Raw genomic sequence first — 16,467 nt, 5'->3', positions numbered from 1 at the left:
CGCTGGATTATTTTTATCTCTTTTCGCTCGAGTTGAAATGTAGCTATTTTCCCTCTATTCCGAACGGTTTGTTACAGACGGATTAACGAAAAGGAGCTATGAAAATGCTAGAGATAAAACAGGTAGCAGTATTGGGTGCTGGTGTGATGGGTCGTGCGATCGCTGCCCATTTTGCTAATGCAGGTTTTGTCACATATTTGTTCGATCGGGTGCCAGAAAACGAGCAAAATCGAAATATTCTAGCAGAAAAAGCCAAAGAATCTCTTCTTCGAGAAAAGCCCTTTCCCCTTTTTTCTTCAACGATTGCTTCATCTATTCAAACTGGAAATTTCCAAGATGACTTTCACAAGTTAGCAGAAGTAGATTGGATAATTGAAGCGGTTGTAGAGGATGAAACGATCAAACAGCAGTTACTTGCAAACGTGGAGCAAGTTTGGAATGGGAGATCTATTATAAGTTCGAATACTTCTGGTATTTCCGTCAATAAAATCATAAACGATCGAAAGGTATCTTTTCAACAACATTTTTTAGGCACACATTTTTTTAATCCTCCCAGATACATGAAGCTTCTTGAGCTGATTCCAACGAAACACACACTTCCTTCTATCACCAATACAGTCCAAAAATTTTCCGAAGAACGCCTTGGAAAAGGCGTTGTTATCGGGCGCGATACACCAAATTTTATTGCCAATCGGATTGGCACCTATGGTATTCAAGTGATCCTCAAGGCGATGGAACAATGGTCTTTTTCTCCTGAGATGGTAGATGAATTAACAGGACCTCTTTTAGGCAGACCCAAAAGTGCCACTTTTCGGACACTCGATCTGGTCGGTCTAGATACTTATGTCCATGTTGTCAAAAATGTTCGTGATCAATCGCAAGATGAAGAAGAGCAAAATGCATTTCAAACTCCTGCTGTTATCCAAAAGTTAATAAATGAAGGTTCGTTAGGTGAAAAGACCAAGCAAGGGTTTTATCGCAAACAGAAAAATACGATTCAAGCTCTCGATCTTGATACATGGCAGTACAAAGATCGAAAAAAAGCAAATATCCCAGAACTGGAACAGATCAAAAGAGAGAAGAATCTGGGGTCTCGTTTGCAAGCTTTGTTTCAACTGAACCATGATATCGGGAAGTTTCTCTGGTACATCACGAAAAAGACACTGCTTTACACTGCAACCTATTCTCCTGCTATTTCCCGCCATCTCATCGATGTGGATCGGGCGATGAAATGGGGGTTTAACTGGGATGTTGGTCCATTTGAGCTGTGGGATCAGCTAGGTTTGGCTGCGACAGTAGAGCGAATGAAACAAGAAGGAGAAACGATTCCGGCTTGGATTGAACAACTCATTGCGGATGGGAAAACGTCCTTTTATCAGTCTGATCAATTCATCGATCTGGATGGTTCTTATCAGCCGATTGAGGAGCATCCAAAAATAATTCCGATTCGTCCTGCATCTCCAACCAAAATCAAAGGAAACCAAGGTGCGAGTCTTATCGATATTGGGGATGATGTAGCCTGTTACTTGTTTCATTCCCCTAAACAAGCTATTGGCAATGACGCCTTGGAGATGCTCGACTATGCTGTTACAGAAGTAGCTGCTAATTACCGTGGACTGGTCATTACAGGCAGCGGGATCAATTTTTCAGTTGGAGCCAATCTTTTGATGATGTTGATGTTTGTTGAAGATGAAGATTATGATGCGATTGATCTTATGATCCGCCGGTTCCAAAAAACGTTAGGGTCTCTGCGCACTTGTTCTCGTCCGGTAGTTGCGGCTCCTTATGGGCTGACCCTCGGCGGTGGAGTGGAGATGTGTCTGCCTGCCGACCGCATTCAAGCTTCAGCGGAGACCTATATGGGATTGGTAGAAGTAGGCGTTGGATTGATTCCGGCTGGGGGTGGTTGCAAAGAATTACTGCTGCGTATTCATGAGCAGACCAATGGAGCGAATGCAAGGGCAATAGAACCGTTTGTCCATCAAGCATTTCAAACAATCGGGCAAGCAAAAGTGTCTACAAGCGGGTTAGATGCAAAGAGCTATACCTATTTACGTCCATTGGACGCAATCACCATGAACCGCGACTTTTTGCTGCATGACGCCAAAGAAACAGTACTTGCATTAGATCGAGTAAACTATCAAGTACCCAAAACGAGCAAAATCCCTGTTTTAGGAAGTAATGGTGCCAATACGATGAAACTGGGAGCTTATCAGTTTTGGAAGTCTGGCTATATATCAGAGCACGATTATAAAATTGCTTCTAAACTTGCATATGTTTTAGCTGGTGGAGAAGTTCCAGAAGATACATTGGTTGATCCTGCTTATTTGCTCGATCTAGAGAGAGAGGCTTTCCTGAGTTTGATCGGAGAACCCAAGACACAAGCTCGAATGGCTCACATGTTGCGTACAGGAAAACCGCTTCGCAATTGAGGAGGGAAAAAAGATGCGGGAAGCAGTAATCGTGGCAGCAAAACGTTCTGCGGTTGGAAAGGCATCAAGAGGTGCCTTGCGCCATACTCGTCCAGATGATTTTGGAGCATTGGTGTTACAAGGATTGCTCCAGCAATATCCACAGATAGACCCAAAAGAAATCGATGATATCATCATTGGCTGCGCATTTCCTGAAGGGGAACAAGGGATGAATTTTGCTCGGACGGTCAGCTTACGAGCGGGATTACCTGTGGAAATTCCTGCGATGACGATCAATCGTTACTGTTCTTCCGGACTGCAATCGATTGCTTTAGCATCCGAGCGAATCATGTGTGGATTTGCAGATATGATCATCGCAGGTGGAATTGAGAGCATGAGTATGGTACCGATGGGAGGTGCTCGTCCTTCGCCTAACCCATACTTGATGGTGCACTATCCCGAAACCTATCTATCAATGGGACACACAGCAGAAGAAGTAGCGAGGCGTTATCAGATAAGCCGTCAGATGCAGGATCAATTTGCTCTTACCAGCCATCAAAAAGCAGCAAAAGCACAGCAGGAGGGAAAGTTTACGGAAGAGATAATCCCGATAGAAGTGACGGAGTGGAAAGAATCAGAGGACGGTTCTCCTGTTAGAAGCAGGCGGCACTTTAGCGAAGACGAAGGAATAAGGCTCGATACATCGCTTGAAGTCTTGGCAAAACTCCGCCCGGCATTCCAAGTAAACGGGACAGTAACAGCAGGGAATTCCTCACAAACGAGTGATGGAGCGGCAGCAGTTATTGTTATGAGCCGTGAAAAAGCGGAAGAATTAGGACTTAAGCCATTGGCTGTTTTTCGAGGGTTCACAGTAGCAGGTGTTGAGCCGGAAGTGATGGGAGTAGGTCCAGTTCAAGCGATACCAAAGCTGTTAAAGCAAACAGGGGTGACATTAGAGCAGATTGACCGCATTGAGCTAAACGAGGCATTTGCTTCGCAGTCTGTGGCAATAATCCAAGAGTTAAACCTAGATGAAGACAAAATAAATGTAAATGGCGGGGCAATTGCTTTAGGTCATCCTTTGGGATGTACGGGAACAAAGTTAACGGTATCTATTTTGCATGAACTTATTCGGGAAAAGAAGAAGTATGGAATTGTGACGATGTGTATCGGTGGCGGTATGGGTGCAGCAGGACTATTTGAACGCGTATAGGAGGGGAAAACATGGGTAAGGGAGGCTCTTTTCTCATTGCAGAAACATTACCATCTGATATATTTACACCGGAAGATTTTACAGCAGAGCAAAAAATGATGGCGAAAATGACAGAGGAGTTTGTCAAAGAGCAAGTTTGGCCAGTGCTTGCCCAGATCGAAGAGCACCAATTTTCGCATACCGTCCGTCTGCTCAAAGAAGCAGGGGAATTAGGTTTACTCGGTGCTGATGTTCCAGAGGAGTTTGATGGACTTGGATTGGATAAGATCAGTTCTACCTTGATCACAGAAAAGATGGCACTTTCTCGATCATTTGCGCTCTCTCATGGTGCCCATGTAGGAATCGGAACACTGCCTATCGTGTTTTTCGGCACAAAAGCTCAAAAACAAAAATACTTGCCTGACTTGGCGAGCGGTAAAAAACTGGCCGCATATGCCTTGACAGAGCCAGGGTCTGGATCAGATGCCTTAGGCGCAAAGACGACAGCTGTTTTAAATCAAGCAGGAACCCATTACCTATTAAACGGAGAAAAACAGTGGATTACCAACTCTGCATTTGCTGACCTGTTTATTGTTTACGCTAAAGTAGATGGTGATAAATTTACCGCCTTTATCGTGGAACGAGATTTCCCGGGAGTTTCCACAGGGGCAGAAGAGAAGAAGATGGGCATCAAAGGTTCTTCTACCCGTACTTTGATTTTACAAGATGCTCAGATACCTGTTGAAAATGTCCTCGGCGAGATCGGCAAAGGTCACCGGATTGCTTTTAATATTTTAAATCTGGGACGATTTAAGCTCGCTGCGGGAACACTCGGTTCAGCGAAACGAGCAATTGAAATTTCGAAAGAATATGCCTTAGAGCGAAAACAATTTGGCGTACCTATTGCTACATTTGCTTTGATTCGAGAGAAACTAGCGAATATGCAGATTCAAACGTATGCCTTAGAGAGTATGGTATACCGAATCGCTGGGTTGTTTGAACAAGGATTGAGTACCATTGAGCAGTCCGACGGAGCAGGAGTCGCCAAGTCGATTCACGAATGGGCAATTGAGTGTTCCTTAGCTAAAGTTTTCGGTTCGGAGACACTGGATTTTGTTGTAGATGAAGGGGTTCAAATTCACGGTGGATACGGTTTTATGCAAGAGTATGAGATTGAAAATATGTATCGCGATTCGCGAATCAACCGGATATTTGAAGGAACAAATGAGATCAATCGGCTGCTGATCCCCGGAACTTTGTTAAAGAAAGCATTATCCGGCGAGCTTCCTTTGATGGCAGCAGTGGGTGATCTGACGAAAGAAATCATGAATTATACCCCAAGTCTAGAACAGGAAACAGATAACCTTGCAGTGATCGAAAAAATCGTCCAAAACAGCAAGAAAATATTTTTGCTTGCAGCAGGTACAGCAGTAGATAAATACCGGGAAAAAATGGATCAAGAGCAGGAAGTTTTACGAGACTTAGCGGATATTGTCACTCTGCTGTTTGCCTTGGAGAGCGCATTTCTTCGCACCAAGAAACATCCTGATGAATCCAAAGAAGAGATGACCTTAGCATTGGCTTTTGACATCAAAGAGAAAATCGATAGAGCCTCTAGACATGCATTATCTGCTATTTTCTCGGGAGATGAACTGACGACCCACTTAGCGATCTTGCGGAGATACAATCGGGTGAAACCGATCAATGAAGTGAAAGTGAAGCGTTCGATTGCGGAGAATTTATTAAGTATATAACAACTCGGAACACGAGGTTGAAAATCTTTAAAATCGAAAAGTTTTTGATGGTGAATATGATTATTCCCAGTATTGACAATATGAAAGAAGGGTGGATATACTAATCTTAGACTTGAGCTAAAAATCAACAAAATCAGTAAAAATCAAAGAAGTCATAAGAATCAAAAAATCGATACACAAAATCAGTAAAACGATGCAGGATAAATTCTTATGCTCAACAACTGAACAGTTCTTCTAACAGGTCCTCCCCTCTGATGATACCTTCCTCCGAGGTGCCTAACGAGGCATTTTGTTCGATTGAAGGATAAACGAGCGGAGCGGACGAACCGTTAGGAAGAACGGGATCATGGCAGCCAGTCGTGATCCACCCGTATATAAAGTGTATAACTTTCACATATTAAAAAAGCCACTCCTTTTGGAATGGCTTTTTGGTTTTCCTGTTTATTTTACATAAGGTTTAAATAATTCTTTTCCAAGTTCTCCGGCATTCACTTTAAATACTACTTGCTTATCGTTAGGGCCATCTGCAAAGAAATCTTGGTTTGTGATCAAGACGTTCGTTCCCATGAAAGCGACGTTTGCAGGTAGGGAGTATGGAACTGCTTGCTGTTGGTTTTCCTCTGGAGTAGCTGGTGTACGAGTGATTTCTTTTCCATCTGGAGAAAGAACTAGAAAAGCACCTGGTAAAGCTAAAGCTACATACAATTTACCAGATTGACCAATCGCAAATCCATCTGGTCCTTCCCCGTCTTGTTGTGCTTGCCAGATCAATTTCTTCGTCCCAGGGCTGCCGTCTTTGTTGATAGGGAGTTTGTAAATGCGGCCTCTTCCACTGAAAATTTGATTTGGATCGGTAACATGATAGAGTGAAACAGCAAGCACAAGCGTTTTTCCGTTATCAGCGAAGCGAATACCATTGGCACCAAAGACGGAGTCTAAGTCAGGATCAGTATACCAAATTTTCGCTTTTCCCCCGCCATTTGGAACTTTCCAAATGAGAGATTGCTGGATATCTGTCACGTATAAAGTACCATCTGGAGCGAATACAAGATCGTCTGCATAAGAGGTACGATCTTCGGACTCAGCGGAGCAGTCTCCAGTAGGTTGTCCATTGACGCATGGCTGTACTTCATGGAAAGTGGCATATGTAGATTGCTCACCTGTTTTTGGATTTAGACGGATGATACGAGATGGATGGCGGTCTAAGATATAGAGGTTGCCTTGTTTATCTAAAGCCATTCCAAGGATACCTTGTGCACTGGAAGCTTGTCCTTGGATGACATAATCTTTCTTGAGGTTTCCGTTTTTATCATAAGCGAACACATGGGAAGGTGTATTTGCAGGATTGGTTCCACTTTGGTGTGTTCCAACATAGATGGTGTTATCTTCTGATACGACAACCCCTTCAGGAAATCCGGGAGCTGGTACTTTCGCGAAAACTTCTGTTTTTAATGTTGAGGCTGCTTGAACAGGAGCTGCCACCGTAGATAAAAGAAGGATAGAGATAATGAAGACAGTCAAAGCAATTCCTAAAATAGATCGATGGCTTTCTCGATTTATTTCGAAATTCATCAGTATCACCCTTTACAGAAGTTTGGATAAGTAATTTTTGGAAATTCAACATAGAGAGACTGTTAAGAAAATAAGAGATCGTCTAAGAAATAAATTCTTAAATAATTATTTGGAAATTCGCGATATATGCATACTTCCTCCTTTCTGAAACGATAACTCTATTATAATGAAGAATGAAGAAAATTGTTATAGTTAAAATTTTAATTATTTATATATATTTAGTATGGATTTAATCTGTTTTAGGAAAAAAGAATCAGAAGGAATTGCTATGAGTGAAGACAAAATCCTTAAAACGGAAACTTTTTTAAAACATCTTTATTTATGTATAATACATATGTTATATTTTACTCAAATATAATGATATAATAGATGAGGATAAAAGATGTTTGTATTAACGAGTGAAGGAAACTTGCAACTAGGGATATATTCTATGACCCTTTCACAATTTACTACTTCCATTTTCGTTCTGGGTACCAAACAGATGAATAATCAAGTCATCGCAAAGCGCAAACAACTATGGTCACATGCGGAAAAATATTTAGCTTTATTGTTAGAAAGCGAAGATGTTTTGGCAGTATTTCTTGGAGGGTCTTTTTGTTCTATACATCCTTGTAATGATTTGGATGCATTCTTTGAAATCAATATCCCACCTTATATAGGTCGAAATCGAGCTAAGGCAATCTACTATGTAGATCAGGTTTATCAGCGTTTGGATGAGGCTTGTATACAAAAAGGGTGGGAACCATTTTCTAATGATGTGGTTTGGGAAAAGGGGCTAGATGTTCATCCCTCTTATTTTGCAGAAGTACCAGGAAAGAGGAGAGGGAAATTGGTAAAGACATTTCATGAATATTTTTCAGAAGATCGATCTGGAAGACCTCGGGGTATAATCCAAGTTGAGAAAGGATGAGAAAGATGGCTCTGATTACCAATGAGGAAGAATATAAACAACTTAAGAATGACTTAGAAGAAAATCTTTCTTTTTTACAGGAGGAAATAGAGGAGCTTCGTTCAGAAGGGGTTGAAGAAACAGTTCTCGATCGAGTTTTCCGTCGGAAAAAACATCAGTTGACCCAAATGGAACAAGATATTCAAGAATATGAGGATATCTTTAACGGTAATTTTGACCCTACCCATTGCAAAGATCTTGAACTTGGACGCCATTTGATCAAGTGTCGATTATACAAACGAATGACACAAGCGCAGTTAGCCGAAAAATTAGGGGTAACACAGCCAGCAGTCGCAAGAGATGAACGTTATGAATATGCAAAGATTGGTTTTGAGAAGTTGCAGCGCGTCTGCCAAGCAATGGATATTAATCTTCATGTTTCTATTCATGAAATTGCTTCAGGAAAAGAAGAAACATCAGCAAGTAAAAGTGCTTAATAGGAAAATAATTAAATCCGCAGGAAAGGCTGCAACTAAAAAAAGCAGCCTTTTTTATATAGGAGAGGGACTAGTGAATAATGTAAATAACACACTGACAGCTCTAACAGGAGTAAAAGTAGGACATGCAACACACTTGGATAAATTAACAGGCTGTACCGTTGTCACCTTTGATCAATTCCTTCCTGTTGCCTACACAGCGTATGGAGGGGCGTCGAGTACCTTTAACACAGATACCTTACACCTTGGTAAATCATATTACCGCCGGAATGGGTTGTTTGTCGCTGGAGGATGTTTACCCGGGTTGGCAAGTGCTTCTGCCATTATGGAACGGATGATTGAAGATGGTATTGGCGATCTTGCAGCAAATATCATCAATCCGAGTATCAGTGGGGCAATTGTTTATGACTTGGGTACGAGAATCGCCCAGTTTGATGGGAATTTTGGACGTGAAGCATATGACAATGCCACAGGTCGGCCGGTGCAAAATGGCAATGTTGGGGCAGGAACAGGTACGACAGTAGGGAAATTTTATTATTTGGAAGATGGAACTAAGTTTCCAGCGATGAAGTCTGGAGTTGGGTCGGCTAGAGTAGATTTAGGTAATGGGGTGATAGTTTGTGCATTGTCTGTCGTCAATCCAGTAGGGAATGTTGTACTTCCAGATGGGAAAATTCTCGCGGGGAATAGAGGAGAGCACAAGCCTGTACTCACGTATGAGGAAGTGAATGGTTTTACGACATCCGATAGTATGAATACGACCATTTCTATCGTGGGGATCAATGCGGATTTACGGACGCGGGAAAACTATGACCGTGTAGCACACCTCGCTTCACATGGACATGTAAGGGCTATTCATCCTGTACATACCTCGCTTGATGGGGATACAATCTTTGTTTTTTCTACGGAGGAAGTAAAAGCGATAGATGACAACCCAGACTGGCCGAGTATGGAGGTAGATCGAGTAGGGAATGCTGCTGCAAGGGCGGTACTGGAGAGTATTTATGATGCTTGTTTGAAGGCAGAGTCGATAAGATTTGATGGGGGATATCAGGGGATTGTTCCTAGCTGCAAAGATTTTGGTTGGTAGAGATTAGGGATAAGGAAAAGATTATGTTTTGATTTTTATTGGAATTATGTTTATACTGAATATATCGGAGAACAACCCGTTCTCCACTTGCGAGGAAGGACCCTACAATATGGGTGGCAATGCACCGCACTACAGCGGACCCAGTGATCCGTCCCACTCCAGCGGTTCCGCCGGTTCCGACGTCTCGACCACCTACCGTTCCGGCAGCTCCAGCAGCTCAGACAACTCCGGCAGCTCGGGCTCCGGAGGCTCGGACGACTCCGGTTCGGGCAAGTCCTGGCAGCAGGAGATCGCTGACCTGTTCTAGTGGGGAACCTTCCCTGCTGGGGCGTGCAGAGAACAACATTGGGCTCTGCACGCCCGCCCGAAAATAAGCGATGAAGCTTACTATAGATTGTGAAAACCATACAATTTCTTTGAATCTAAGGAATTGTATGGTTTTGTTATTTCCTTTGGATACATTTTTTGTTTAATACTATTACAGTATGGAGGATAAATGCTTCTATAAATACGAAATAATTTTAGATTCCAAAGTGAATTTTGATTCGTTTTTGATAAAATAGATCCAAGGTTAACTTCAACAGCGGAGTACTAGTGAAACTATCTCGTTTTCAGTGTATAGCTCTCCTGATCATCCTTCTGACTTTGATCACAATGGGTCTCTGTGTTTGTAAAGTCTCCAATGCCGTGGAGTCAATCCACCAGTACGAAGTTATTGAGGCTCAGAAGAAGCCGGATGTGCGGACTAAGGTGGAACAGCCCTTCGATGGTCCCTATCAGGCGATTGCCCATCTCACGATGGATAAGCCTGGGATGACAACTTACTGCACGGGATTCGTCATATCCCCTAGAGCAGTGTTGACAAATAGGCACTGCTTGGAGGACGCTCATTCGGCACTGGTCGAGATTGTCGAAAAAAAAGAAGGGGGTATCACCACTCTCTCAGCACACATGAAGTCCACCCGCTTCCAAGTGAGTGCGAGTGGTCAGGACTACGGCGTCATTTTTCTGCCCGAACCCATCCTTTCTGCCCACTTCGGCTTGCAAGCATTCCCTGAGGATGCTGAGTCTGCTGATATGGTCTCCGCGGGGTATCCCGGTGACAAAAATTTCTTCACCATGTGGGAAAGCAAGTACCACGGTTTCGCTTATTTGGGCGAAAAGGGAGTCATTTCTGGTGGAGTGGCTTTTCATGGTCAGTCTGGTTCCCCGCTTTTTCAAGTAGAGGGAAATCGGTTTGTAGCCAAGGGGATTATTTGGGGTGGGACGGCCTGTAACAAGCATGAAATCTGTCCAAAGGAACAAGTGACCTACTTCGTTCCATTCACGGACCGAGTGCTGATAGAGATTAGAATGTGGATCACCATGAGCAAGTGAGCATGGCTCGATCTGCACTAGTACTCCCCCGGCGGGCTGCACCTCACCAAGGTAGCAGTCCGCCGCCCATTTTTGGATAAATAGTGTTACCTTATGTATTTAAACACAACAAAACCACCTATAGGTGGCTGTTTTTTTTTATCGGGTCGAGACAACTGGATGCCGCCTCGACAGTTTGGTTCAGTTTGGAAGATTTAGAGCCTTTTCATACGCATCTTTGGGGCTGGGAAGTTGTTCCCAAGCAGGTCGGTGAGATAGTGTGCATACTGCCCTGAACATTGCAATCCAAGCAACAGTGAAGGCTTTTTGTTTGTGGTGGCTTTCTTGGAGTTGATCAGAGGTGAGGTTTAGACCTCGGATGGCATTGATACCAGCTCCAAGAACCTTGTCCCTGATCTTTGTGAGATTGTGCTCATCTAGTGTTGTTAGCTCCCCCTGAATGTTACAACTAAGACCAAGAAGTTTCAATAGATACATACGAAGTCTCCATCTATGCGAGAACCTAACAACTTTAGCTTATACAAATATCTATATGAGATCAAACTTCTTTTTCGCTGTTCAGTTTGATTTGTTTAAGATTTAAAACGACCGACGGACTGTACCTATGAGGGACAGCCCGTCGAGGGTACGGCTAGCTGGGTAGCTTCCGTACGGTGTCCATCGTCACCATTCAGTCTGAATGGTGACGATGGACTTTTTTGTTCTCCCCGAACTTGGGAAGACTCAGGAAGCCGGCTGGATGAACCAGCCCCAGTGGGGATCGTCTGCCAAGATCGACAGGAACCTTGCGTTCATGCGCTCACGCGCACTGGACGAGCTGCGCTCGACCCCGCGGGGGTCACCGGAGATGGTGCTCTCCAGCAGTTCACGCATGGATGCGAGCTTGTCCGGGTGGTCGAGGAAGATCTCCCGAACAGCCAGGTTTACGAGCCAGCGGTACTGGTCGAACCATGGATCGATGGTGTTTTCCGAGGGTGTACCGACTCGCGTCTGGATCAACGCGTTGTGGACGGCCGTGTCGCAGTCGCTGAAGCTCGCGACGAGTGCGTCGAGCCGCTTCAACGACTCCGCTGCGTACTCTGCCAGTTCTCCGCTCAGGTGCTCCTCGATCAGGGCTCGTGCTGAGCGCTTGTAGGAGCTGCTCAGCAGCTAGGAGCCGTTGGCGAAGAACTCCTCCTTGTTCATCACCTCGATCTGAGGTGAGAGCCTCTTGAACTTCTCGATCTCTGCCGTGTTGAGCAGAGTGCTGACGATGACGATCGGTCCGCGGAAGTCCCGCTGGAGCAGCCAGGTGCAGAACGCGAAGGTGTTTGCGGGCGAGCAGGAGTACGGTTGGTCGTTCCACTGGGAGTTCCCCTGAACGACGACAGCCTGAACCAGGTACGTACCGTCGGTGAAGACCTGCATGGCCTCCGTGATGTGGCTTGCCATGTACAGGTATGTGCCCCCGCCGACCGCCTTCTCGTAGTCGGACCAGAGGATGGGCATGTAGTCGACCCCGAGGATGATTTCCTCGCTTTCGGTCTGGGCGGTCTGGTTCTGGGGCGCGGTGGTGTTCACGATGTCTTCCTTCGAGTTCGGGTGAACAGTTACTAAAAGTAGTATATCATTATTGCCAATCTTCTGATGAACAAGGGTGAAAATAAAATCTTATAAAAAACGCAACGGAATATTTTTTCCGTTGCGTTTTTGTGTTATAATAAAACCATAGAAATAAAGCATGATAAAATTCGCAAACAGTATTTAGGTGATAATCGAGCTTTTAACTATACAACGGAATTTTTTGAAAGAAGGTTTAACCTCATGAGAGCCCCTCTTGATCAGCGATGTCTTGATTTATTGGAGGAATACGAGCAGTATTTGCTATCTTCCAAAAGTGATCAGACTGTTGATGCTTACCTGCGAATTCTTCGGCAGTTTATCGAATGGATTGGTGAATGTCCGAGTGATAAAGGAATATTTTTGGTGGAACATTTGTCTCGTGAAGAAGTAGAAGTATTTTTAGTGAAACTCCAGCAAAAAGGTTACAGCAGTGCGCATCAACACAAAGTACGAGCGGCAATCAGCCGATTTGCAAACTGGATGATTCAAGAAAAACAGCTGTTGTCCCAAAATCCAGCGTATGCTATCTATGTACCGCCTCAAGCTACTTTTACTCCACGGGAGTTGACTGATAGACAACGAGAAGTACTGAAGAGTTTAGTGGAAAGACAGCAAAATTTACGTGGGAAAGCAATCTTCGCTCTAGGATACTGGGCAGGATGCCGGGTGTGTGATGTGTCTTGGCTACAAATGGAAGACTGTCATCTTGACTCCAAAACAGGGTGGATAACAGTTGGCACTAAGAGTGGGAAGAAACGAGATATTGATTTATTGGAAGAAGTGCGCAAACCACTCTATGCATACTTGTATAGTGAGGAACGGAGGAAGAAAGACAGCAGCTTTGTCTTCTTATCACAAAAATCAGGACACTTGACGGAAAATGGTATTCATCGTTGGTTTTCCAGTTTGAAGAAAAAGGCTGCCCAAGATGAATGGGAGTTTATTCACGATATTACGTTTCATGAGTTACGCCAAGATTTTGCGCATCGTGCTAGAAGTGCGGGATGGAGTCTGGAGGAGATCGCTTATTACCTCGGCCATGTGACCAAACAAGGAACACCCTCCATCCAAGCAACCGCAAAATATACACAGTTAAATAGAGAGCAGATAAAAGAGAAACTGAAACAAATAGAGGGGAAAAATATTTAGAAGCGTTTATTCCTCTTCCTAGCAGCATCGAAGAAAACAGATAAAGGGAGGTATACGTTATGGGAGAAGTTATAACAGCATCAGCGATCGAAAAAACAAACCATAAAAAATTGACCAGCCTAAAACTACTGAAGCGGGGAACCATGATATTACTCGGGGCTATCTTGGTAGCGATTGGACTGGAAATATTTTTGGTTCCAAACCAAGTTATTGATGGAGGAATCGTCGGCATTTCCATCATGTTATCTCATCTTTCAGGATGGAACTTAGGATTATTCTTATTTGTCCTCAACTTGCCCTTCTTCTTCTTGGGATATAAGCAGATCGGGAAAACATTTGCTATCTCCACGCTATTTGGTGTCGCTGTCATGTCACTTGGCACCTCATATCTGCATCCTGTCCCAGCTTTGACAAAAGACCCATTACTAGCAGCAGTTTTTGGGGGGATTATTCTCGGAATCGGGGTCGGCCTAGTTATTCGATATGGTGGATCGCTTGATGGAACGGAAATATTAGCGATTTTGTTCAACAAAAAAATTCCGTTCTCGGTTGGACAGACGGTGATGTTCTTCAACTTATTCATTTTGGGAAGTGCCGGGTTTGTATTTGGCTGGGATCGGGCCATGTACTCGTTGATCGCTTATTTTATCGCATTTAAAGTAATCGATATCACTATTGAAGGTTTTGAAGAAACAAAGTCGGTATGGATCATCAGTGAAAAGTCAAAGGACTTAGGAGATGCAATCCTTAACCGTCTCGGACGTGGTGTTACCTATATGAAAGGAGAAGGTGCTTATACGGGAGAAGATAAAAGAGTTATCTTCTGTGTAATCACCCGATTGGAAGAAGCAAAAATGAAGGCAATTGTCGAAGATATCGACCCTCAAGCCTTTCTTGCTATCGGTAATATACACGAGGTGCGAGGAGAGAGCTTTAAGAAACGGGATATTCACTAGCTAAAACACAATCAAATTTTACCAAGAAGTAGACGTTCAGATTACTCTAAGAAAAAAGTAGAAACCATTTTTGATTCATGCCTTTAGCTTATACCAAAAAATGACAGCACCTCCTTCCTATGAATGGGAAAGGAGGTGCTTTGGCCCTAACTTTTTTCTCTATGAAACGGCCTTAAGTGCCTTAGACCACCTATCCTCTAGTCCATAGGACAAGAAGACATCATGAAGTTCAAGTCCCGGCAGATCAAAAACTTGTACCGCATTCAGCAGGCACTCTACTTCTTCTATACCTCTCGCCTCTACATATTTGGTACTTTCACAGTACTTAGTCTCCAAAAGAGCTAGGGTACGATTTAAATATGCAGCTCCTTGGACTTTTTCAGGCCAGTAGAGCAACTTTCCAGGGAGAGAATATTTCACAAAGTCCTTTGCTCCAACCTCCTGCAAAAGATGGAGGATAATCGTTCGTACTTGTTGAATTTTCCGCTCGATTGTTTGATGGAGTGGGGAATTCAACGGTGATCCCTTTAGAGCAGCTTGTAGATAACCAAGTGCTTTAAAGGCATTTTCGATTTTTAGGACAAGCGCCCGTTCTCGATCTCCCTCTTTTACAGGTGGAATTCCATCTCCCTGTTTAATCTGAATGATTTCCCTTGCATACCTATCCACTTCTGATGGGTTAGGATTAAGCAGGTGGACACAGATCGTGTTCTTTTTAATTTCCAGACGCAGCTCAATGAAAGGTTTGGGAGGCCCGCAGAAAGTAAGAGCTGCAAAGGAGCCTAGAAGCAGTGGAAGAATGGAAATCCACATGTGGTCAGATCCCACAAGACTCCACATCAACCCTGCATAACCAGGTCCGATGATCCCCCCAAGCTGTTTTAGCAGTACAGCAGTAGCATTCGCTCTACCCAGTTGATTTCGATCTGCCGTAAAGTTTACTCTCTCCAAGATGCCTAGGTTGTTTCCAGCCATCGCAACCCCAACCATTATTCCGATTAGCAGAAGCACCCAAAATGGCTGATCTTTGCTGATAAGAATAAAACTGAGCATCAGTGTGAGAATACTTCCACCGATGACCAACTTGTTGCGGTTTACTACCAACTTTGGCATCACAGAGATTACGGCAATACCGTTGACTACAGTGGAGAGGAAAAGGATGACCCCAGCACGCTCTCCAATATATAGTGCGAAATAGGTGAGAAATGCCCAATACGCGGAACTAACACCTACATCTGGAAGGGATGCATGAAGAGAATTTTTCGCAATTATTCTCTTTGCAAAGGAATGAATGTAGGAAAGTAGTTTGTTTCCTACATTCCTACACTCCAACCGAATAGAGGAAACCGTCATAATGGTCCAATAAACCAGTATAACAGCAATTCCACCGATGATTCCCGTGGAAGACCACAGCAAGATCGGATTGTTAACCAGTTGCAGACCATAGTACATGGAGATTCCTGAGCCTGCGAAATTCAGGCTCAACATGATGCCGTGGACTCTAGCTTGAAAGACCTGATCAGTGGCTAGTACCTTCTGCCTCACCAAAACAATGAGCGCATTCATGACGAGCGAAAATAGAATCCCATTTATCACTCGTACACTGATGATTTCCCAAAGCTCATCGGCAAAAGGATATAGGAGATATACTCCTGTTAGAGGAAGCATAGCGACCAGCAAAACCTTTTTTGGTCCATACTGATCTGTCACCCATCCAAAGCAAAGTCCACAGAGCATCGTAGTCAGCGAGTATACGCCAACAATCAACCCCACTGGAAATTTCTGTTGATAAAGGGTAATGTGCAGTGGTTGAAAGATGAGGGAGGGAATGACAGCGATAGCGAGCATCTGCCCCAGCATTGCTGCGGCAAGTTCGATTCCTGCTTGTCTCCGCAAACTCAGCCTTTTCATATCTACTCCTAAAAGAACAGGTGGCCTTTTGAATATTATATTTCTTTTTTTTCCGTAATACAAAAAT

The 16,467-nt window shown here is 43.8% G+C and carries 15 protein-coding genes; 9 read left to right on the top strand and 6 right to left on the bottom strand.

The features are described from left to right. Nucleotides 1-104 precede the first annotated feature (104 nt). Genes AC5WOF_RS04205 through AC5WOF_RS04195 form a run of 3 tightly spaced genes read left to right on the top strand, consistent with a single transcriptional unit; the run spans nt 105 to nt 5,357 of the window. Complete coding sequence (locus AC5WOF_RS04205; protein ID WP_496048683.1) at nt 105-2,432, top strand: 3-hydroxyacyl-CoA dehydrogenase/enoyl-CoA hydratase family protein; 2,328 nt, start codon at nt 105-107, stop codon at nt 2,430-2,432. A gap of 13 nt (nt 2,433-2,445) precedes the next feature. Beyond that, nucleotides 2,446-3,624: an acetyl-CoA C-acyltransferase gene (locus tag AC5WOF_RS04200; RefSeq protein ID WP_496048682.1), complete on the top strand. Its 1,179-nt coding sequence runs from the start codon at nt 2,446-2,448 to the stop codon at nt 3,622-3,624. 11 nt (nt 3,625-3,635) lie between these two features. Continuing rightward, nucleotides 3,636-5,357, top strand: coding sequence for an acyl-CoA dehydrogenase FadE (locus tag AC5WOF_RS04195; protein WP_496048681.1), 1,722 nt, complete (start codon nt 3,636-3,638; stop codon nt 5,355-5,357). A gap of 441 nt (nt 5,358-5,798) precedes the next feature. Here AC5WOF_RS04195 and AC5WOF_RS04190 read toward each other — a convergent pair whose 3' ends face one another. After that, the gene (locus AC5WOF_RS04190) at nt 5,799-6,929 is read right to left on the bottom strand and encodes an SMP-30/gluconolactonase/LRE family protein (protein WP_496048680.1); all 1,131 of its coding nucleotides are present in this window, start codon (nt 6,927-6,929) and stop codon (nt 5,799-5,801) included. Nucleotides 6,930-7,311: 382 nt separating this feature from the next. Between AC5WOF_RS04190 and AC5WOF_RS04185 the strand changes: the two genes are divergently transcribed. From AC5WOF_RS04185 to AC5WOF_RS04175, 3 genes are all read left to right on the top strand, one after another. Continuing rightward, complete coding sequence (locus AC5WOF_RS04185) at nt 7,312-7,839, top strand: DUF6932 family protein (RefSeq protein ID WP_496048679.1); 528 nt, start codon at nt 7,312-7,314, stop codon at nt 7,837-7,839. A 5-nt stretch (nt 7,840-7,844) separates the two neighbouring features. Continuing rightward, nucleotides 7,845-8,315: a helix-turn-helix domain-containing protein gene (locus tag AC5WOF_RS04180; RefSeq protein ID WP_496048678.1), complete on the top strand. Its 471-nt coding sequence runs from the start codon at nt 7,845-7,847 to the stop codon at nt 8,313-8,315. A gap of 73 nt (nt 8,316-8,388) precedes the next feature. Further along, nucleotides 8,389-9,405: a P1 family peptidase gene (locus tag AC5WOF_RS04175; RefSeq protein WP_496048677.1), complete on the top strand. Its 1,017-nt coding sequence runs from the start codon at nt 8,389-8,391 to the stop codon at nt 9,403-9,405. 217 nt (nt 9,406-9,622) lie between these two features. Here the strand turns inward: AC5WOF_RS04175 and AC5WOF_RS04170 are convergent, their stop codons facing one another. Then, nucleotides 9,623-9,751, bottom strand: coding sequence for a hypothetical protein (locus AC5WOF_RS04170; RefSeq protein WP_496048676.1), 129 nt, complete (start codon nt 9,749-9,751; stop codon nt 9,623-9,625). Between the two features lie 248 nt (nt 9,752-9,999). Here AC5WOF_RS04170 and AC5WOF_RS04165 point away from each other — a divergent pair, with 248 nt between their 5' ends. Then, nucleotides 10,000-10,782 carry a trypsin-like serine peptidase gene (locus AC5WOF_RS04165; protein ID WP_496048675.1) on the top strand — a complete coding sequence of 261 codons (783 nt, stop codon included), beginning with the start codon at nt 10,000-10,002 and terminating at the stop codon, nt 10,780-10,782. A 180-nt stretch (nt 10,783-10,962) separates the two neighbouring features. Here AC5WOF_RS04165 and AC5WOF_RS04160 read toward each other — a convergent pair whose 3' ends face one another. From AC5WOF_RS04160 to AC5WOF_RS04150, 3 genes are all read right to left on the bottom strand, one after another. Beyond that, the gene (locus AC5WOF_RS04160) at nt 10,963-11,259 is read right to left on the bottom strand and encodes a hypothetical protein (protein WP_496048674.1); all 297 of its coding nucleotides are present in this window, start codon (nt 11,257-11,259) and stop codon (nt 10,963-10,965) included. 246 nt (nt 11,260-11,505) lie between these two features. Continuing rightward, nucleotides 11,506-11,844: a hypothetical protein gene (locus AC5WOF_RS04155; protein WP_496048673.1), complete on the bottom strand. Its 339-nt coding sequence runs from the start codon at nt 11,842-11,844 to the stop codon at nt 11,506-11,508. Between the two features lie 87 nt (nt 11,845-11,931). Further along, nucleotides 11,932-12,342, bottom strand: a complete 411-nt coding sequence (locus tag AC5WOF_RS04150) for a hypothetical protein (RefSeq protein ID WP_496048672.1) — start codon at nt 12,340-12,342, stop codon at nt 11,932-11,934. A 243-nt stretch (nt 12,343-12,585) separates the two neighbouring features. On the opposite strand from AC5WOF_RS04150, the gene AC5WOF_RS04145 reads away from it, so the two are divergent. Beyond that, nucleotides 12,586-13,533, top strand: a complete 948-nt coding sequence (locus AC5WOF_RS04145; RefSeq protein ID WP_496048671.1) for a tyrosine-type recombinase/integrase — start codon at nt 12,586-12,588, stop codon at nt 13,531-13,533. 59 nt (nt 13,534-13,592) lie between these two features. After that, nucleotides 13,593-14,489 (top strand): YitT family protein, encoded by an 897-nt coding sequence (locus AC5WOF_RS04140; RefSeq protein ID WP_496048670.1) that lies wholly within the window; start codon nt 13,593-13,595, stop codon nt 14,487-14,489. A 159-nt stretch (nt 14,490-14,648) separates the two neighbouring features. On the opposite strand, the gene AC5WOF_RS04135 is transcribed toward AC5WOF_RS04140, so the two are convergent. After that, complete coding sequence (locus AC5WOF_RS04135) at nt 14,649-16,400, bottom strand: MFS transporter (RefSeq protein ID WP_496048669.1); 1,752 nt, start codon at nt 16,398-16,400, stop codon at nt 14,649-14,651. Nucleotides 16,401-16,467 lie beyond the last annotated feature (67 nt).

It is taken from the genome of Shimazuella sp. NTD250, assembly GCF_059510375.1.
The sequence above is the reverse complement of the archived record's forward strand: the minus strand, read 5'-3'. Positions and strand labels throughout refer to the sequence as shown.